This window comes from Actinophytocola sp. (assembly GCF_036555685.1).
In the GTDB taxonomy this organism is placed as follows: Bacteria; Actinomycetota; Actinomycetes; order Mycobacteriales; family Pseudonocardiaceae; genus Actinophytocola.
The window spans coordinates 84,496-103,073 of sequence record NZ_DATBKY010000041.1 but is presented as its reverse complement, the minus strand read 5'-3'; the positions used below and the strand labels follow the sequence as shown (position 1 = coordinate 103,073).

19 protein-coding genes are annotated in these 18,578 nt (G+C 71.6%); 18 read left to right on the top strand and 1 reads right to left on the bottom strand.

The features are described from left to right. Positions 1-5: 5 nt before the first annotated feature. The 18 genes from VH969_RS04570 (at position 6) to tpiA (ending at position 17,174) form a co-directional block, all read left to right on the top strand. Positions 6-1,391: an RsmB/NOP family class I SAM-dependent RNA methyltransferase gene (locus tag VH969_RS04570; RefSeq protein ID WP_331970851.1), complete on the top strand. Its 1,386-nt coding sequence runs from the start codon at positions 6-8 to the stop codon at positions 1,389-1,391. A gap of 93 nt (positions 1,392-1,484) precedes the next feature. After that, positions 1,485-2,486, top strand: a complete 1,002-nt coding sequence (locus VH969_RS04565; protein ID WP_331970822.1) for an asparaginase — start codon at positions 1,485-1,487, stop codon at positions 2,484-2,486. A gap of 35 nt (positions 2,487-2,521) precedes the next feature. Continuing rightward, on the top strand, positions 2,522-3,172 hold the full coding sequence (gene rpe, locus VH969_RS04560) for a ribulose-phosphate 3-epimerase (protein WP_331970849.1): 651 nt from the start codon (positions 2,522-2,524) through the stop codon (positions 3,170-3,172). Beyond that, positions 3,173-3,832, top strand: a complete 660-nt coding sequence (locus VH969_RS04555; protein WP_331970820.1) for a riboflavin synthase — start codon at positions 3,173-3,175, stop codon at positions 3,830-3,832. Next, on the top strand, positions 3,829-5,070 hold the full coding sequence (locus tag VH969_RS04550; protein WP_331970818.1) for a bifunctional 3,4-dihydroxy-2-butanone-4-phosphate synthase/GTP cyclohydrolase II: 1,242 nt from the start codon (positions 3,829-3,831) through the stop codon (positions 5,068-5,070). Before VH969_RS04555 ends, VH969_RS04550 begins: the two co-directional genes overlap by 4 nt. Then, positions 5,067-5,564, top strand: a complete 498-nt coding sequence (gene ribH / locus VH969_RS04545; RefSeq protein WP_331970816.1) for a 6,7-dimethyl-8-ribityllumazine synthase — start codon at positions 5,067-5,069, stop codon at positions 5,562-5,564. The genes VH969_RS04550 and ribH overlap by 4 nt, the downstream gene beginning before the upstream one ends. A 106-nt stretch (positions 5,565-5,670) precedes the next feature. Then, positions 5,671-6,144, top strand: coding sequence for a PH domain-containing protein (locus VH969_RS04540; RefSeq protein ID WP_331970814.1), 474 nt, complete (start codon positions 5,671-5,673; stop codon positions 6,142-6,144). Between the two features lie 57 nt (positions 6,145-6,201). Continuing rightward, entirely contained in the window at positions 6,202-6,429 is a 228-nt protein-coding gene (locus VH969_RS04535; protein WP_331970811.1) for an antitoxin, read from the top strand. Further along, on the top strand, positions 6,416-6,763 hold the full coding sequence (locus tag VH969_RS04530) for a type II toxin-antitoxin system PemK/MazF family toxin (protein WP_331970808.1): 348 nt from the start codon (positions 6,416-6,418) through the stop codon (positions 6,761-6,763). The genes VH969_RS04535 and VH969_RS04530 overlap by 14 nt, the downstream gene beginning before the upstream one ends. A 106-nt stretch (positions 6,764-6,869) precedes the next feature. Then, positions 6,870-7,319, top strand: a complete 450-nt coding sequence (locus VH969_RS04525) for a Rieske (2Fe-2S) protein (protein ID WP_331970805.1) — start codon at positions 6,870-6,872, stop codon at positions 7,317-7,319. A gap of 172 nt (positions 7,320-7,491) precedes the next feature. Next, positions 7,492-8,553 carry a GDSL-type esterase/lipase family protein gene (locus VH969_RS04520; RefSeq protein ID WP_331970802.1) on the top strand — a complete coding sequence of 354 codons (1,062 nt, stop codon included), beginning with the start codon at positions 7,492-7,494 and terminating at the stop codon, positions 8,551-8,553. 152 nt (positions 8,554-8,705) lie between these two features. Beyond that, entirely contained in the window at positions 8,706-10,730 is a 2,025-nt protein-coding gene (gene uvrC / locus VH969_RS04515; protein ID WP_331970800.1) for an excinuclease ABC subunit UvrC, read from the top strand. Continuing rightward, positions 10,727-11,617: an RNase adapter RapZ gene (gene rapZ / locus VH969_RS04510; RefSeq protein WP_331970797.1), complete on the top strand. Its 891-nt coding sequence runs from the start codon at positions 10,727-10,729 to the stop codon at positions 11,615-11,617. Before uvrC ends, rapZ begins: the two co-directional genes overlap by 4 nt. A 1-nt stretch (position 11,618) precedes the next feature. After that, the gene (locus tag VH969_RS04505) at positions 11,619-12,575 is read left to right on the top strand and encodes a gluconeogenesis factor YvcK family protein (RefSeq protein WP_331970794.1); all 957 of its coding nucleotides are present in this window, start codon (positions 11,619-11,621) and stop codon (positions 12,573-12,575) included. Between the two features lie 109 nt (positions 12,576-12,684). Then, a complete protein-coding gene (whiA, locus tag VH969_RS04500; protein ID WP_331970791.1) occupies positions 12,685-13,671 on the top strand; it encodes a DNA-binding protein WhiA in 987 nt (328 codons plus the stop codon). A gap of 493 nt (positions 13,672-14,164) precedes the next feature. After that, complete coding sequence (gene gap, locus VH969_RS04495) at positions 14,165-15,169, top strand: type I glyceraldehyde-3-phosphate dehydrogenase (RefSeq protein WP_331970788.1); 1,005 nt, start codon at positions 14,165-14,167, stop codon at positions 15,167-15,169. A gap of 11 nt (positions 15,170-15,180) precedes the next feature. Beyond that, positions 15,181-16,392, top strand: a complete 1,212-nt coding sequence (locus VH969_RS04490; protein WP_331970785.1) for a phosphoglycerate kinase — start codon at positions 15,181-15,183, stop codon at positions 16,390-16,392. Beyond that, positions 16,389-17,174 (top strand): triose-phosphate isomerase, encoded by a 786-nt coding sequence (gene tpiA, locus VH969_RS04485; protein ID WP_331970782.1) that lies wholly within the window; start codon positions 16,389-16,391, stop codon positions 17,172-17,174. Before VH969_RS04490 ends, tpiA begins: the two co-directional genes overlap by 4 nt. A gap of 127 nt (positions 17,175-17,301) precedes the next feature. Here tpiA and VH969_RS04480 read toward each other — a convergent pair whose 3' ends face one another. Then, positions 17,302-18,441, bottom strand: coding sequence for a beta-1,3-glucanase family protein (locus VH969_RS04480; protein WP_331970779.1), 1,140 nt, complete (start codon positions 18,439-18,441; stop codon positions 17,302-17,304). Positions 18,442-18,578: the final 137 nt, after the last annotated feature.

The window sequence follows — 18,578 nt, the reverse complement described above, 5'->3', positions numbered from 1 at the left end:
GGCGCATGGGCCCGAGCCGCCCGCCGGTGGAGGACCCGGCGCGCCGGGCCGCGCTGGACACGCTGCGCGAGGTCCGCGCTCGCGACGCCTACGCCAACCTGCTGCTGCCGCAGCTGCTGCGGGAACGGCGGATCACCGGCCGGGACGCGGCACTGGCCACCGAGCTGGCCTACGGCGCCTGCCGCTGCATCGGGCTGCTGGACCAGGTGCTCGACGCGTGCCTCGAACGCCCGCTGTCCAAAGTGGAGCCAGGGCTGCTGGACGTGCTGCGGCTCGGTTGCTACCAGCTGCTGCGGACCCGGATCCCGCCGCACGCGGCCGTCGACTCCACGGTCGACCTGGTCCGCGCGGAGCAGGGCTCGCGGGTCACCGGCTTCGTGAACGCCGTGCTGCGCAAGGTTTCCGAACGTGACGAGGAGGCCTGGCTCGCCGAGCTCGCCCCCGACCCGGCCGAGGACCCCATCGGCAACCTCGCCATGCGCGAGGCGCACCCCCGCTGGGTGGCCCGCGCGTTCGCCGACTCGCTCGGCAGCACCGGCGAGGAGCTGAAGAACGCACTCGCCGCCGACAACGAGCGGCCCGCCGTGCACCTCGTGGCCCGGCCCGGCGAGATCACCGCGGACGAGCTGGCCGCGATGACCGGCGGCGAGGTCGCGCCGTACTCGCCGTACGGGGTGCGGCTCGCGGCCGGCGCGGGCGACCCCGCTGGTCTGGAACCGGTGCGGGAGCGGCTCGCGTCCGTGCAGGACGAGGGCAGCCAGTTGTGCGCTCTCGCACTGACGCGGCCGGAGATCGGCGATGCCGGCACCGGGACCGACGAGCGCTGGCTGGACCTGTGCGCGGGCCCGGGTGGCAAGACCGCGTTGCTCGCCGCGCTGCTCGCCATCTCCGGTGGCCGGCTCGACGCGGTCGAGAAGGCCCCGCACCGGGCCCGGCTCGTCGAGCGGTCCACCGAGGGCTTGCCGGTCGCCGTGCACACCGGCGACGGGCGCCAGCCCGCGTCGCTCGGCTTCGCGCCGGGCACGTTCGACCGGATCCTCGTGGACGCGCCGTGCACCGGGCTGGGCTCGCTGCGCCGCCGCCCCGAGGCACGCTGGCGCCGCCAGCCCTCGGACGTGGGCGAGCTGACCAAGCTGCAGCGCGAGCTGCTGCTCTCGGCGGTCGACCTGGTGCGCCCCGGCGGGGTCGTGGGCTACGTCGTCTGCACGCCGCACCTGTCGGAGACGGTCGGCGTCGTGGCGGACGTCGTGCGGCGCACCGGCGTGACCGCGCTCGACGCCCGCGAGTCGTTCCCGGCGGACATGCCCGCGCTCGGCGACGGCCCGTACGTGCAGCTGTGGCCGCATCGGCACGGCACCGACGCGATGTTCTGCGCGCTGCTGCGCAAATGACACGCCTACCCGGGGCGGCACCCAACCGCGCCTACCGGGAACGGGACGCAGATCAGCCACGAGTACGCGCCAAGCCGGACAGGATCTACCAACGTGACCGCAAGGGTTAGTTCCGGGAAGGCGGTGACGGTCATCGGCATGGGCGGCACGATTGCCATGGCGCCCAGCGCCTCCGGCGGCATCGTGCCCTCGCTGGCGGCCGACGACCTCGTGGCGTCCGTACCCGGCCTCGTGGACCTCGACCTCCGGATCACCGCGATCACGCTGCGCGCGCTGCCGAGCCCGTCGCTGGGCTTCGCGGACCTCGTCGCGCTGTCCGGCCGCGTCCGCGCGGAGCTGGCCGCCGGTGCGGACGGCGTGGTGATCACCCACGGCACGGACACCATCGAGGAGACGGCGTTCTTCCTCGACCTCACCGTGCCCGACGACGCCCCGGTCGTGCTGACCGGGGCGATGCGCCACCCCGAGGCGGCCGGTGCGGACGGCCCGGCGAACCTGTACGCCGCGATCCGGGTGGCCACCTCGCCCGCGGCGCGCGGGCTCGGCTGCCTCGTGGTGATGTCCGACGAGGTGCACGGCGCGCGGTTCGTGCGCAAGAGCCACACGTCCAGCACCGGCGCGTTCGTCTCGCCCGGGTTCGGCCCGCTCGGCCTGGTCGTGGAGGGTGACCCGCGCATCCGTGGCGCCGCCCGCACCGGCCTCACGCTGCCGGCCGACCCACGCGTGGCCGACCGCCGCGTCGCCATGATCACGATGGCCCTGGGCGACGACGGCACGTTGCTGCGCCTGGCGGACGACGCGTTCGACGGGCTCGTGATCGCGGGGCTGGGCGCGGGCCACGTGCCGGCCGCGTTGGTGCCGCTCGTCGCCGCGCATGCCGCCCGCGTGCCGGTCGTCCTGTCCACCCGGACGGGCGCGGGCTCGGTGCTGCGCCAGACCTACGGCTACGCCGGCTCCGAGCGCGACCTGCTCGAGCGCGGCCTGATCCACTCCGGGTTCCTCGACCCGGCCAAGGCCCGGGTCCTGCTGCAGCTGCTGCTGGCCACGGGTGCGGACAAGCCCGCCATCGCGGCCGCGTTCGAGCTGTTCCGTTGACCGGGCATAAGCTCCCATCCGTGTCCGGAACCCCCATGATCGCGCCGAGCATCCTGTCCGCCGACTTCGCGCGGTTGGCCGAGGAGGCGGCCGCCGTGGGCGGGGCGGACTGGCTGCATGTCGACGTCATGGACGGGCACTTCGTCCCGAACCTCACCATCGGGCTGCCGGTGGTGGAGGCCCTCTTGCGGGCCACTGACATCCCGGTCGACTGCCACCTGATGATCGATGACCCGGACCGCTGGGCGCCCGGCTACGCCGATGCGGGCGCGCACAATGTGACTGTGCATGTCGAGGCGGCGCGCGACCCGGTGAAGATCGCCAAGGACCTGCGCGCGGCGGGCGCGAAGGCCGGGTTGTCGGTCAAGCCGGGCACCCCGCTCGAGCCCTACCTGGAATTGCTGGACCACTACGACACGTTGCTCGTGATGTCGGTCGAGCCGGGGTTCGGGGGCCAGGAGTTCATTCCCGAGGTCCTCGACAAGGTGCGGACGGCGAAGCGCCACGAGCTCGACGTGCTGGTAGAGATCGACGGCGGCATCAACGCCGAGACGATCGTGCAGGCCGCCGAGGCCGGCGTGGACTGCTTCGTAGCGGGGTCGGCGGTGTACGGCGCGGACGACCCGGCGCGGGCGGTCGAGCGGCTGCGGGCGCTGGCGGCAGCGCGGAAGACGGGGGAGAGCTGAGTGTTCACGGGGATCGTGGAGGAGCGCGGCGAGGTGGTGGCCGTGCAGGACCTGCCGGACGCGGCACGGATCACCGTCGCCGGCGCGCTGGTCACGGGTGACGCGCGGCAAGGCGACTCGATCGCGGTCAACGGCGTGTGCCTGACCGTCGTCGACGTCTCCGGCGGGGCGTTCACGGCCGACGTCATGCGCGAGACGCTGGTGCGCAGCAGCCTCGACAAGGTCGCCGTGGGGGACCAGGTCAACCTGGAGCGCGCCGCGGAGGTGGGCAAGCGGTTCGGCGGGCACATCGTGCAGGGCCACGTCGACGGCACGGGCGTGATCCTCTCCCGGCGGCCGTCGGAGCACTGGGACCTCGTGCGCGTCGGCCTGCCCGCGCAACTGGCCCGCTACCTCGTGGAGAAGGGCTCGATCACGGTCGACGGCGTCTCCCTCACGGTTGTCGAGGTCTCCGACAGCCAGCGCGGCGCCGAGTTCACCGTGAGCCTCATCCCCGAGACGTTGCGGGCCACCACGCTGGGTACCCGGCAGCCGGGCGACCGGGTGAACCTCGAGGTGGACGTGGTCGCCAAGTACGTGGAGAGGTTGGCCGCGCCACACTTGTCCGCCGCTCGACCCGGGTCGGCGCACAATGGACGCACCAGCGAGGAGGCGTCGTGAGCGACATACAGGGCATCGAGCGTGCCGTCGCGGATATCAAGGCCGGTCGGCCGGTCATCGTGGTCGACGACGAGGACCGGGAGAACGAGGGCGACCTGATCTTCGCGGCCGAGAAGGCGACACCCGAGCTGCTCGCGTTCATGGTCCGCTACACCTCCGGCTACATCTGCGTGCCGCTGACCGAGGCCGACTGCAACCGGCTCGACCTGCCACCGATGTTCCACACAAACCAGGACGTCCGGGGCACCGCGTACACGGTCACCGTCGACGCCAAGGAGGGCGTGAGCACGGGGATCTCCGCCGCCGACCGCGCCCACACGATCCGCACGCTGGCCGACCAGAAATCCGGCGCCGAGGACTTCAACCGCCCCGGCCACGTGGTTCCGTTGCGTGCCAAGGAAGGCGGCGTGCTACGCCGGCCCGGGCACACCGAGGCTGCGGTCGACCTCGCGCGGATGGCGGGGCTGCGCCCGGCCGGCGTGCTGTGCGAGATCGTGTCCCAGAAGGACGAGGGCGACATGGCCCGCCGCGAAGAGCTCGAGGTGTTCGCGGCCGAGCACGAGCTGGCGATCATCTCGATCGCCGACCTCATCGACTACCGCCGCCGCAAGGAGGTCCAGGTCGTCCGGGTCGCGGAGGCCCGCATCCCCACCGCGGCCGGCACCTTCCGCGCGGTCGGCTACGACTCCAAGCTCGACGGCATCGAGCACATCGCGCTGGTCTACGGCGACATCGGCGACGGGGAGAACGTGCTCGTCCGGGTGCACTCCGAGTGCCTGACCGGCGACGTGTTCGGCTCGCTGCGCTGCGACTGCGGCCCGCAGCTGGACGCCGCGCTCGAGGCGGTCGCCACCGAGGGCCGGGGCATCGTGCTCTACATGCGCGGGCACGAGGGCCGCGGCATCGGCCTGATGCACAAGCTGCAGGCCTACCAGCTGCAGGACGACGGCCACGACACCGTCGACGCCAACCTCGCGCTCGGCGTCCCGGCCGACGCCCGCGACTACGGGCAGGGCGCGCAGATCCTGGTCGACCTCGGCGTGAAGTCGATGCGGCTGCTCACGAACAACCCGGCCAAGCGCGTCGGCCTGGACGGCTACGGGCTGCGGATCGCCGACCGCGTGCCGCTGCCGGTCCGCCCCAATGCGGAGAACCTGCGGTACCTGCGCACGAAGCGCGACCGGATGGGCCACGAGCTCGGCGACCTCGAGCTGCTCGACGGGGTCGAGCAGGCATGAGCGGTGAGGGCCGGCCGGACGTCGAGGTCCCGGAGTGTGAGGGCATCCGGCTCGCGATCGCGGCGACCCGCTGGCACGCCAGGATCACCGACACGCTGCTGGAGCGCGCGCTCGCGGCGGCGAAGCAGGCGGGCATCGAGGAGCCGACGGTCGTGCGGGTACCGGGCGCGGTCGAGCTGCCGGTCGTGTGCCAGGCGCTGGCCAAGCACCACGAGGCCGTAGTCGCGCTGGGCGTCGTGATCCGCGGCGGCACCCCGCACTTCGAGTACGTGTGCGACGCGGTGACCGCGGGCCTGACCCGGGTGGCGCTGGACGAGTCGACCCCGGTGGGCAACGGCGTGCTGACCGTCAACGACGAGGAGCAGGCGCTCGACCGCTGCGGGCTCCCGGGATCGAGCGAGGACAAGGGCTTCGAGGCGTGCGTGGCGGCGCTGGACACCGCGATGGTGGTGCGCGGGCTGCGCCAGCCGTGGACGGATCGGACCTTCAAGTGAGCGGAGCTTGCGGAGCGAACCGGCAAACAGTGAGCGGAGCTTGCGGAGCGAACCAGCAAACACAGGGCGACCGCGAGCGGCGACACCGAGCCTGCGAGGGGTCGTCGTGAGCTTCGAGGTACGCCCACGGCGGGTGCGGCTGTTCGCCGGCATCGCCGCGGCGGTCCTGTTCGCCATGTTCGCGGTCGCCGGTGTGTTCCTGCCGGAGAGCGACACGGGGGCGAACTTCACGCTGTCGGACCAGATCGCGATGTTCGGCATCGGGATCCTCCTGGCACTGGGCGCGTTGTGGTTCACCCGGCCGCGGGTGCGTGTCGACCGCGAGGGCGTCGAGGTGCGCAACATGCTCGGCGCGCGCCGGTTCCCGTGGTCGCAGGTCGAGCAGGTGAGCTTTCCGGACGGCTCGCCGTGGGCGCGGCTGGAGCTGCCGCACGACGAGTACGTGCCGGTGCTCGCGATCCAGGCGATGGACGGGGAGCGCGCGGTCACCGCGATGCGGGAGCTGCGGCGGGTCCGCCGCGAGGTCGCCGAGGCGCGGCCGGAGCTCTCGGCCGCGCCGCCCGCGGAGCCCACGGAGTAGCCCGCGGGTAGCCACTCGGGTAGCCACTCGGGTAGCACCGCCGGTAGCATCGATGGTGTGAAGCTCAGCGTCAGCCTGCCCGCGGAGGACGTGGCGTTCGTCGACGAGTACGGCGAGCGCACCGGTGAGCCGTCGCGCTCGTCGGTGATCCAGCGTGCCATCGGGCTGCTGCGGGTGGCCGAGCTCGAGGAGGACTACGCCTCGGCGTTCGACGAGTGGGCGGACGCGGAGTCGCGGGCATGGGACCGGGCGGCCGCCGACGGGCTGGCCGATGAGGCGCGGTGACGTCTACTGGGTCGACCTCGAGCCCGTGCGCGGCTCGGAGGCCAACAAGGTCCGCCCCGCGGTGATCGTCAGTAACGACGCCGCCAACCGCGCGGCCCGGCGGACCGGCCGTGGCGTGGTCACGGTCGTGCCGATCACGTCGAATGTGGGTCGCGTCTACCCCTTCCAGGTGCTGCTGCGCGCGGCCGACTGCGGGCTTGCCGCGGACTCGAAGGCGCAGGCCGAACAGGTGCGCACGGTCGCCATGGACCGGCTCTGGAAGAAGGCCGGCCGGGTGCCGCCGGAGTCGCTGGCCCACCTGGACGGCGCGCTGCGCACGCATCTGGCACTCTGAGCGCTTCCTGAGAATGCACTCCCAAGATGTTGATGATTGAACCTCTTGGCGGGAGGCTGCGTTAGTCCACGTGTATGCCGCCGAGAGAACCCAGGAGGCTCTGGTCTTGACTGCCAGCACCGGACCCACCGACAAGCCCCAGCGGGATCGCTCGCGCCGAGACGTGCTGTGCGGGCTCGCGGTCGCATTGATCGCGCCGGGCGCGCTGGTCGCGGCGTGTAGCAGCGACGACTCCGGTTCGGCGGACGGGGGCGGCAAGGGCGACGGCACGACACCGCTCGCCGACATCCCCGACGGCGGCGGGCTCGTCGTCGACAACCCGACCGGCGGCAAGGCGTTGCTCGTCCGCAACGGGTCGGAGGTCAAGGCGTACAACGCGTCCTGCACGCACATGGGCAGCATCGTCGGCGTGCCCGAGAACGGGGTCTCGACCTGCCCCAACCACGGCAGCAAGTTCGACGTCGGCGACAACGGCAAGGTCGTCAACGGACCGGCTACGAAGCCCCTGCAGAAGATCGGCGTCCAGGTGAAGGGCGACCAGGTCGTCCTGGCGTGAGACAAGCTCGCGGAGCGCAGCGGCGAACGTTGATCGAACCCGTCGTCCGGGGTGAGCCGAACGGCCAAATACGAGGGCCGTTCGGGTTATAGCTTCACGGGTTACCGGCTGGTTAGGGTGATTTTTATCATCCATACCAGGCGGTAACCGCCGTGTGCTCCGGGAGAAGGCCATGCGATCGATCCCTGCGAGGGTGCGCATGTTCGGGGTGGCGCTGGGTGCGCTGCTCGTAGCGGGACTGGCGGTGGCCGTGCCGGCGGCCAATGCGGACCAGCCGGCGGGCCAGGGCGCCGCCGACGACCGGCAGACCGCGATCGTCTCGCTCGGCGACAGCGCGATCTCCGGCGAGGGCGCCGGGAACTACGAGCCGGGCACCAACGGCGAGAACGGCGACTGGTGCCACCGCTCCGCGAACGCGCTGGTGCACCGGACCGCGGTGGCCGACAAGACCATCAACCTCGCCTGCTCGGGGGCGGACTCCTCGAACGTCTCGCTCGCCGACACGGTGCACTACACCGAGGGCAGCCAGGCCAAGCGCCTGATCGACCTGGCGCGGCAGTACAAGGTCACCACCGTGCTCCTCCAGATCGGCGCGAACGACGACCCGCAGTTCGCGGACACCATGGTCGACTGCATCCTCGCCTGGTTCGACCCCTTCGGCTCCGGCTGCCGGGGCGAGCTCGCGACGGAGTGGCCGCAGCGCTTGACCGCGATGGCGCCGAAGGTCGAGGCCGCGGTGGCGGATGTGAAGTCGGCGATGAGCCAGGCCGGCTACGCCGAGGGCGACTACGACTTCGTCCTCACGTCGTACGCCTCGCCGCTGACCGAGCACATGGACAGCGTGCTGCACGGCCCGCAGGGCTGCCCGTTCAAGATCGCCGACGCGAAGTTCGGCCGCACGGTCGCGGTTCCGCAGCTGTCCGAGGCGCTGCGCGGGGTCGCGAGCCGGACCGGGGTCAAGTTCCTCGACTTCTCCCGCGGCTCCGAGGGCCACGAGGCGTGCAGCGGCGGCGGCGACTCGTCGACCGAGTGGCAGAACCGCGTGACGGTCGACCCGTGGGCCTGGGTCACCGGCGGGCTCGACGCGATCGGCATGCACATGGCCCAGCAGTCCTTCCACCCCAACGCCCGCGGCCACGAGCAGCTCGGCCGCTGCGTCACGGAGTTCGTCAACTCCGGGGCCGGCTCCGCGGCCTGCGTCGTCGGCGCGGACGGCAATCTGCACGCGGTGTGAGTCCCGCACCGCGGTCGTAGTCGGGGCGGGGACGCCCGCCCCGCCCGGAAGGCCACCCTCGTCCTCAGCCACGGCGAGGGTGGCCTTCCCATGTGCCGCGGCGCGCCGTGACCGGGCGTTGCGGTGTCGGTACCCCGCCGTAGGCTGGCGGCGTGGCAGATCCAGCGACATATCGTCCGTCGCCGGGCACGATTCCCGATGCGCCTGGGGTGTACAAGTTCCGGGACTCAGGCGGCCGGGTGATCTACGTCGGGAAGGCGAAGAGCCTGCGTAGCAGGCTGAACTCCTACTTCGCCGACCTCACGCTGCTGCACCCGCGCACCCGGCAGATGGTCACCACCGCGGGCGCGGTCGAGTGGACGGTCGTGTCCACCGAGGTCGAGGCCCTCCAGCTCGAGTACAACTGGATCAAGGAGTTCGACCCGCGCTTCAACGTCCGCTACCGGGACGACAAGTCCTACCCGGTCCTCGCGGTCACGCTCAACGAGGAGTACCCCCGGCTGCACGTCTACCGCGGTCCGCGCCGCAAGGGCGTGCGCTACTTCGGCCCCTACGCGCACGCCTGGGCCATCCGCGAGACGCTCGACCTGCTGCTGCGGGTCTTCCCCGCGCGCACCTGCTCGGGCGGCGTCTTCAAGCGCCACGGCCAGATCGGCCGCCCCTGCCTGCTCGGCTACATCGGCAAGTGCTCCGCCCCGTGCGTCGGGCGGGTGAGCGCCGACGAGCACCGCGCCATCGTCGAGGACTTCTGCGACTTCCTCGCCGGCCACACCGACAAGATGATGCGCCGCCTCGAGCGCGAGATGAACAACGCCGCGAGCGAGCTCGAGTTCGAGCGCGCCGCCCGGCTGCGCGACGACCTCGCCGCGCTGCGCCGCGCCATGGAGAAGCAGGCGGTCGTCCTCGGTGACGGCACCGACGCCGACGTCGTGGCGTTCGCGCACGACGAGCTCGAGGCCGCCGTCCAGGTCTTCCACGTCCGCGGCGGCCGGGTCCGCGGCCAGCGCGGCTGGGTGATCGACAAGATCGAGGAGATGGACGAGGCCGCCCTCGTCGACCAGTTCCTCTCCCAGTTCTACGGCTCCCAGGCCGACCTCGCCGAGGAGGGCGACGCCAGCCCGGTGCCGCGCGAGCTGCTCGTCCCCGCCCTGCCCGAGGACGCCGCCGCCGTCAGCGCCTGGCTCACCGGCCTGCGCGGCTCGCGCGTCCAGCTGCGTGTCCCGCAGCGGGGCGACAAGCGTGCGCTCATGGAGACCGTGCAGCGCAACGCCAAGGAGGCGTTCGCCCAGCACAAGCTCCGCCGCGCCGGCGACCTGACCGCGCGCTCGGCCGCGCTGCAGGAGCTGCAGGACCAGCTCGGCCTCGACTCCGCCCCGCTGCGGATCGAGTGCATCGACATCAGCCACATCCAGGGCAGCGACGTCGTGGCCTCGCTCGTGGTGTTCGAGGACGGACTCGCCCGCAAGTCCGAGTACCGCCGGTTCGCCATCAAGCAGGCCGCGACGGAGGGCGACGTCGCCTCGATCGCCGAGGTCGTCCGCCGCCGCTTCCACCGCTACCTGGCCGAGACCAACGGCGGCACCAACGGCGGCACCAACGGCGGGGCCCCCGCCGGGGCGAACGGCGACACGACCGGTGAGGCGGGCGGCCACGCGAACGGGCAGCAGCCGGAGACCACGCCCGGCATCGACCCGGAGACCGGCCGGCCGAAGAAGTTCGCCTACCCGCCGAACCTGCTCGTCGTCGACGGCGCCGGGCCGCAGGCCAACGCGGCCGCCGACGTGCTCGCCGAGATGGGCATCCAGGACGTCGCGGTCATCGGTCTCGCCAAGCGGCTGGAGGAGGTCTGGCTGCCGGCCGACCCCGAGCCGACCATCCTCTCCCGCACCAGCGAGGCGCTCTACCTGCTGCAGCGCGTCCGCGACGAGGCACACCGCTTCGCCATCGCCTACCACCGCAAGAAGCGCTCGAAGCGGATGACCACGTCGGCGCTCGACGACATCCCCGGACTCGGCCAGAGCCGCAAGTCCGCTTTGCTCAAGCACTTCGGTTCGCTCAAACGGTTACGCCAGGCGAGCGTGGACGACATCAGCGGTGTACCGGGAATCGGCGCGCACACGGCCGCGCTGGTACACAGTGCGCTGGCAGGCGAGACCGAGAAGGAGAGCAAGACGTGACGATCGATCCGGCCGACCACGGGCAGGGCGTGGAGGTCACCGTGGTGACCGGGCTGTCCGGCGCCGGCCGCAGCACCGCGGCCAAGTGCCTGGAGGACCTCGGCTGGTTCGTGGTGGACAACCTGCCGCCCGAGCTGATCTCGACGATGGTCGAGCTGGGCGCGAAGGCACAGGGCGCGGTCACCAAGGTCGCCGTGGTCATGGACGTGCGCAGCCGGGCGTTCACCGAGGACCTCGCGTCGATCATCCGCGAGCTGGACGCCGGCGGGTACAAGCCGCGCGTGCTGTTCCTCGAGGCCACCGACGAGGTGCTGATCCGCCGCTTCGAGCAGGTCCGCCGCGGCCACCCGCTGCAGGGCGACGGCCGGCTGATCGACGGTATCAAGGCCGAGCGCGACCTGCTCGCCCCGCTGCGCTCGGACGCCGATCTCGTGCTCGACACCAGCACGCTGTCGGTCCACCAGCTGCGCGCCAAGATCGAGGACACGTTCGGCACCGAGGCCAGCACGACGACCCGGGTCACCGTGCTGTCGTTCGGCTACAAGTACGGCATCCCCATGGACGCCGACCTCGTCATGGACGTCCGCTTCCTGCCCAACCCGTTCTGGATCCCCGAGCTCAAGGACCTCACCGGCCGCGACGCCGACGTGCGCAACTACGTGCTCACCCAGGAGGGCGCGGAGGAGTTCCTCGACCGCTACCACGAGCTGCTGCGGCTGATCGGCGCCGGCTACCGCCGGGAGGGCAAGCGCTACCTCACGGTCGCGATCGGTTGCACCGGTGGCAAGCACCGCAGCGTGACGATCTCCGAGGAGCTCGCGCGCCGGCTCGCCGACGAGGACCGCGTCGCCGTCAAGGTCGTGCACCGCGACCTGGGGAGGGAGTGAGGTGCGGGCGGTCGCGCTCGGCGGTGGCCAGGGGCTGCACGCGACGCTGAGCGCGCTGCGCCGGATCACCGACGACGTGACCGCCGTGGTCACGGTCGCCGACGACGGCGGCTCGTCCGGCCGGCTGCGCCGCGAGCTCGGCCTGCTCCCGCCCGGCGACCTGCGCAAGGCGCTCGCCGCGCTCGCCGGCGAGGACGAGATGAACTCGTTGTGGCGCACGCTGTTCCAGCACCGCTTCGGCGGAACCGGCGCGCTCGCCGGCCACGCCGTCGGCAACCTCGTCCTGGCCGGCCTGTTCGAGATCATGCCCGACCCGGTGACGGCGCTCGACGAAGCCGCGCGGCTGCTCGGCCTGCGTGGCCGCGTGCTGCCGATGTCTACCGAGCCGCTCGACATCGAGGCGGACGTCATCGGGCTCGACGAGGACACGACGGCCGTGCGCCGCATCCGCGGCCAGGTCGCGATCGCCACGACGCCCGGCCAGGTCCAGCGGATCCGGCTGTACACGGCCGGCATGCCCGACTCCGTGCCGACCGCGTGCCCGGCGGCGGTGCGGGCCGTGCTCGAGGCGGACGTGGTGCTGCTCGGGCCCGGCTCGTGGTTCACCAGCGTCCTGCCGCACCTGCTGGTGCCGGAGCTGCACGAGGCGCTGATCGAGACCACGGCGTCCCGGATCGTGGTGCTCAACCTCGTTCCGCAGCCGGGGGAGACCGCGGGATTCTCCCCGGAGCGGCATCTGGACGTACTCTGCGAGCACGCACCACGTCTCCGGGTCGACGCGGTGATCGCCGACGCCGACTCGGTGTCGACCCCCGACCGGCTGCGGCGGGCGGCGGAGGCGCTCGGGGCAAGTATGCGACTGGACGGGGTGGCGTCGGCCAAGGCACGGGAGCGGCATGATCCGCACGCACTCGCGGAGAGCCTGCGGGACGCCTTGGTGGCGGTCGATGCGCGATGAAAGGGCGCGCGAGGCGCGTTGATGGTGGGATGTACCCGGCGACGTGGGTGGCTCCGGTGGGAGGGATGCCGGCCGCGCGGCCGAGTCGTTCTTGGAGAGGAGGGGCCTCGTGGCGATGACCGCGGCGGTCAAGGACGAACTGAGCAGGCTGGCGGTGTCGAAGACCTGTTGCCGGCGGTCGGAGGTGTCCTCCCTGCTGCGCTTCGCGGGCGGGTTGCACATCGTCGGCGGACGGGTCGTGGTGGAGGCGGAGCTGGACACGGGCGCGGCGGCGCGGCGGCTGCGCAAGGAGATCCACGATCTCTACGGCCACTACGCGGACGTGCACGTGCTCGCGTCGGGTGGGCTGCGCAAGGGCACCAGGTATGTCGTGCGGGTGGTCAAGGACGGTGACGGCCTGGCCCGGCAGACGGGCCTGCTCGACCCGCGCGGCCGGCCGGTGCGCGGGCTGCCGGCACCGGTCGTGTCCGGCGGGGTGTGCGACGCCGAGGCGGCGTGGCGCGGGGCGTTCCTCGCGCACGGCTCCCTGACCGAGCCGGGCCGCTCGTCGGCGTTGGAGATCACCTGCCCGGGTCCGGAGGCGGCGCTGGCCCTGGTCGGCGCCGCGCGGCGGATGGGCATCCAGGCGAAGTCCCGCGAGGTGCGTGGTGCCGACCGGGTGGTGGTCCGCGACGGCGACGCCATCGGCGCGATGCTGACCAGGCTGGGCGCCCACTCGAGCGTCCTGGCCTGGGAAGAGCGGCGCATGCGCCGCGAGGTCCGTGCGACGGCCAACCGCCTGGCCAACTTCGACGACGCGAACCTGCGCCGCTCGGCCCGGGCGGCCGTCGCGGCGGCCGCCCGGGTCCAGCGCGCCATGGAGATCCTGGGCGACACGGCACCGGATCACCTGAGCGCCGCGGGCAAGCTCCGCCTGGAGAACCGCCAGGCGTCGCTGGAGGAGCTGGGCCAGCTGAGCGACCCGCCGATGACGAAGGACGCGGTGGCCGGCCGGATCCGCCGCCTCCTGGCGATGGCCGACAAGCGTGCCAAGGAGCTGGGCATTCCGGACACGGAGTCCGCGGTGACGCCCGAGATGCTCGAAGCAGAGGTCTGACAGGCGAGCGAGCACGAGGCGCACGACAACGCACCGGCTCGAGCTGAAAGAGGTCGGGCCGCCGGCGGCCCCGACCCCTGAGCGACAGGCCGGGCAGGCCGGCACGAGACCACGAAGCCGGACAGCGGGCCGGCCAAAGCCGAGAACGAGCAAAAGAATGAACCCGCCTGACTGACCCCCACGCAGTCAGGCGGGTCCCCTTCTCGGGTGCCGCGTCCCCCCGGGTGGCGAGCATCCCCCTCTCGCCGCCCGTCCCAGCGCCCCCCTACACCTAGACAAGAGCAGGGGCCCGCTACCCAGATACGACCCCGGTCGGAAATTCCTTCGGTGAACCTCTGAAATGTGGGTATTCGCAGGAAGGCGACCATGCACCCGGCGGGGCATGATCCATCTGATTCGATACAGTTAGGTCGCTCCCACGATCCGCGGCCATGGTGCGGTGGGCGATAGGGTGGCTGGGCGGTCCAACAACACGAGCACGAGGAGACGCACGGTGACGGTTCGAGTAGGCGTCAACGGGTTCGGTCGCATCGGCCGCAACTTCTGGCGCGCGGTGCAGGCAAGCGACCATGACGTCGAGGTCGTCGCCTTCAACGACCTCGGTGACGTCAAGACCATGGCGCACCTGCTGAAGTACGACAGCGTCCTCGGCCGACTGCCGAACGAGGTTCGGGCCACCGGCGAGGGCATCGAGGTGGACGGCACGCTGATCAAGGGGCTCGCCGAGCGCGATCCGGGCAAGCTGCCGTGGAAGGACCTCGACGTCGACGTCGTGATCGAGTCGACCGGGTTCTTCACCAAGGCGGAGGACGCCCGCCGGCACGTCGACGAGGGCGGCGCCAAGAAGGTCATCATCTCCGCGCCCGCCAAGGGCGAGGACCTGACCGTCGTCATCGGTGCCAACGAGCAGCTCTACGACGGCTCCCAGACGATCATCTCCAACGCCTCCTGCACCACCAACTGCCTGGCCCCGCTGGCCAAGGTCCTCCACGATGCGTTCACCATCGAGAAGGGCCTGATGACCACGATCCACGCGTACACGCAGGACCAGAACCTGCAGGACGGCCCGCACAAGGACCTGCGCCGCGCCCGCGCCGCCGCGCTGAACGTCGTCCCGACCTCCACCGGCGCCGCCAAGGCCATCGGCCTCGTCCTGCCCGAGCTCAACGGCAAGCTCGACGGCTACTCGCTGCGCGTTCCGGTGCCGACCGGGTCGATCACCGACCTCACCGTCGACCTCGCCAAGGAGGTCACCGTGGACGAGGTCAACGCCGCGTACCGCACGGCCGCCGACGGACCGCTCAAGGGCATCCTGCGCTACAGCGACGAGCCGATCGTGTCCAGCGACATCGTCACCGACCCGGCGTCGTGCATCTACGACGCGCCGATCACCAAGGTCATCGGCAACCAGGTCAAGGTGTACGGCTGGTACGACAACGAGTGGGGCTACTCCAACCGCCTCGCGGACCTGACCGCCCTCGTCGCCTCGAAGCTGTAGGGGAACCGAACGTGAAGACTCTCGACGATCTGCTCGCCGAGGGTGTCTCGGGCCGGCGCGTGCTCGTGCGCTCCGACCTGAACGTCCCGCTCGGTGACAACGGCGCAGGCGAGACCATCACCGACGACGGCCGCATCCGCGCGTCGCTGCCGACCCTGCGCCGGCTCGCCGACGCCGGCGCACGGGTCGTGGTGACCGCGCATCTCGGCCGGCCCAAGGGCGCACCCGACCCGAGGTACTCGCTGCGGCCGGTCGCGGCCCGGCTCGGCGAGCTGCTCGGCACGGGCGTCCGGCTCGCCGAGGACGTCACCGGGCCGTCCGCCAGGTCCATTGTGGACAGCCTGGCGGACGGCGGCGTCGCGCTGCTCGAGAACGTCCGGTTCGACCCGCGCGAGACGAGCAAGGACGACGCCGAGCGCGGCGGGCTCGCGGGCGAGCTGGCCGCGCTGGTGGGGGAGTCCGGCGCGTTCGTATCCGACGGGTTCGGCGTGGTGCACCGCAAGCAGGCGTCGGTGTTCGACGTGGCGCGTGTGCTGCCCGGCTACGCGGGCCAGCTGGTGCTCGCCGAGATCGAGGTGCTGCGCAGGCTGACCGGCGACCCCGAGCAGCCGTACGTCGTGGTGCTCGGCGGCTCGAAGGTCTCCGACAAGCTCGCGGTGATCGAGTCGCTGCTGCCGAGGGTCGACAGGCTGCTCGTCGGCGGCGGCATGTGCTTCACGTTCATGGCCGCCGAGGGCCTGGGTGTCGGCGACTCGCTGCTCGAGGCCGAGATGATCGACACCTGCAAGCGGCTGCTCGCCGAGTCCGGCGACAAGATCATGGTGCCGGCCGATGTCGTGATGGCCGAGGAGGTCACCGCGGACGCGCCGACGCACACCGTGCTGGCCGCCCAGATGTGGGAGGGCTGGAAGGGCCTCGACATCGGCCCGATCACGGCCGAGCGGTACGGCCAGGTGATCGCGGAGGCCCGCACGATCTTTTGGAACGGGCCCATGGGCGTGTTCGAGCTGCCGCCGTTCGCGGTGGGCACCGCCCAGGTCGCACAGGACATTGTGGACTCGAACGCGTACAGCGTGGTCGGCGGCGGCGACTCCGCGGCCGCGGTGCGCGCGCTCGGCCTGCCCGAGGACGGCTTCTCCCACATCTCCACCGGCGGCGGCGCGTCGCTGGAGTTCCTGGAAGGCAAGGAACTTCCGGGCATCGCCGTATTGGAGCGTGCATGACTCGGCAGGTGCTGGTCGCCGGCAACTGGAAGATGAACCTCAACCACCTCGAGGCCATCGCGCTGGTCCAGAAGATCGCGTTCTCGTTGCCGGAGAAGTACTTCGCCAAGGTCGAGGTCGCGGTGCTGCCGCCGTTCACCTCGATCCGCAGCGTGCAGACGCTGGTGGACGGCGACAAGCTGCTGCTGCGCTACGGCGCGCAGGACGTCTCGCGGTACGACTCGGGCGCCTATACCGGCGACGTGTCCGGGCCGATGCTCGCCAAGCTCGGCTGCACGTACGTCGTGGTCGGCCACTCCGAGCGCCGCGAGTACCACCACGAGGACGATGATCTGGTCAACGCCAAGGTGAAGGCGGCGCTCAAGCACGAGATGTCGCCGATCCTGTGTGTCGGCGAGAAGCTCGAGGTCCGCGAGGCGGGCGAGCACGTCGAGCACACGACCGCGCAGCTGATCGCCGGCCTCAAGGGGCTCAAGACCGAGCAGGTGCCGAAAGTCGTGCTGGCCTACGAGCCGGTGTGGGCGATCGGCACCGGCCGGGTCGCCACGCCGGCCGACGCGCAGGAGGTGTGCGGCGCGCTGCGGGCGAGGCTCGCGGAGAAGTACGGCCAGAACGTCGCGGACGGCGTGCGGATCCTCTACGGCGGCTCGGTGAAGTCGAACAACATCGGCGAGCTGGTGAAGCAGGACGACATCGACGGCGCGCTCGTCGGCGGGGCGAGCCTGGACGCCGAGGAGTTCACCAAGCTCTGCGCCCTGGCCGCCGGCGGCCCGCTGCCCTGACCGCCTCCCCGGAACTAACACGTTTGGTTGCGTTGGCTGGACTCTGGGTTGCGTCCCGTTCCCCTTGGGTGCGGTCGTGTAGGACTCGCCTCGCCCCTGCGGACCCATGCGTCCGCGAAGGCTTGCGCTAGAACGGCGTGATCGTCACGGTCATCGACGTCGGGGCCGGGTCCTCGATGTAGGACGCGTGCTCGCACACGTCGTCGAAGGCGAACCCGTACGCGTCACCGTCCACGGTGTTCTCGTGCATCACGCGCGAGTAGTGGTTGGTGGCGCCGCGCCGGTAGTAGGTCCCCGCGCCGGCGACCGGCTGCGCACCGGTGTCGGTCAGCACGCCCCGGTTGAACCCGGCGCCGAGCGCGGCCGCGACCGGACCCGTGACGCCGTCGTTGGGTGCGGCCAGCGCGCCGTCGCAGAACACCACGTCGCGTGTGGACGGTTTGCTGAACGGGCGGACGCCGCCGGAGAACACGAACTGCCCGCCCGACACCTGGCCGGTGAACGTGTTCGCCCCGGCGGTCACGGTCATCGTGTTCGCGGCGTAATGCGCCCACACCTCGTCGACGTAGCCGGCGAGGTAGTCGGCCGCGAACCGGCCGGCGTCGATGCCGTGACCGGGAGAGATGACCCGCAGGTCCTCGAGCACCAGGCCGCCGAACCCGGCCTGCCCGGCCAACGCGGAGAACACCGCGGCGCGGCCGCCGTCGCGCAGTCGCCCGGTGGTCTGCTGGCGGGAGCCGGTCAGTGAGATCGCGAGCGGCACCGACAGCATGTCGACCATCGTCGTGTTGCAGTGCATGCCGGCGCCGTCGTAGGTGAACTCCGCGCAGTCGTGCAGGACCGGGTAGTTCGGATCCGACGACACCCAGCCGGCGGGGTAGGCGAGCGCGTTGCCCGGGTTGCAACGGAACTTCAGCTTCTCGCCGATCGCCAGGTAGATCCGGCCGGACATGCCCTGCGGCAGCGACAGTGTCGTGCCGCCGCCCTCGACCGGGATCGAGTAGTCGGTGTAGCCGTCCGGCCCGTTGTCGGCTTCCGACACCGCGAGGAGCCGGCCCTCCGCCGAGAGCCGGCACTGCCGTCCGGTCGCGAGGTCCGTGCCGACCACGTACGTCCACACCGGTCCCCGGCCGGACTCGTCGGCCAGGGTCAGCGACATGGCCGCCGTCGTGCCCGGCCGCCCGGCGGCGAGGACGCCGTTCGCGGCGAGTGGAACGCCGGCAGCCGCGACCGCCAGCCCTCCGAGAAACGTTCGTCGCGTGATCATGGGAACCGCTCTCCTTCTTTCCGGCATCGTTGTCGGCTGTCCAAGTTGGACAGTGAAGGCCACGCGGTTCCCTTTGCCGTCCCTTGTCCCGAAGGGCCGACCAGCTGTTCGTCGAGTATTGACCAATTTGTTCCCCT

Coding starts and splice junctions, on each gene's coding strand:
- VH969_RS04520 (WP_331970802.1), top strand. CDS start 7,492: ATGCGATCGATCCCTGCGAGGGTGCGCATGTTCGGGGTGGCGCTGGGT.
- VH969_RS04480 (WP_331970779.1), bottom strand. CDS start 18,441: ATGATCACGCGACGAACGTTTCTCGGAGGGCTGGCGGTCGCGGCTGCC.
- ribH (WP_331970816.1), top strand. CDS start 5,067: ATGAGCGGTGAGGGCCGGCCGGACGTCGAGGTCCCGGAGTGTGAGGGC.
- tpiA (WP_331970782.1), top strand. CDS start 16,389: ATGACTCGGCAGGTGCTGGTCGCCGGCAACTGGAAGATGAACCTCAAC.
- rpe (WP_331970849.1), top strand. CDS start 2,522: ATGATCGCGCCGAGCATCCTGTCCGCCGACTTCGCGCGGTTGGCCGAG.
- VH969_RS04530 (WP_331970808.1), top strand. CDS start 6,416: ATGAGGCGCGGTGACGTCTACTGGGTCGACCTCGAGCCCGTGCGCGGC.
- VH969_RS04570 (WP_331970851.1), top strand. CDS start 6: ATGGGCCCGAGCCGCCCGCCGGTGGAGGACCCGGCGCGCCGGGCCGCG.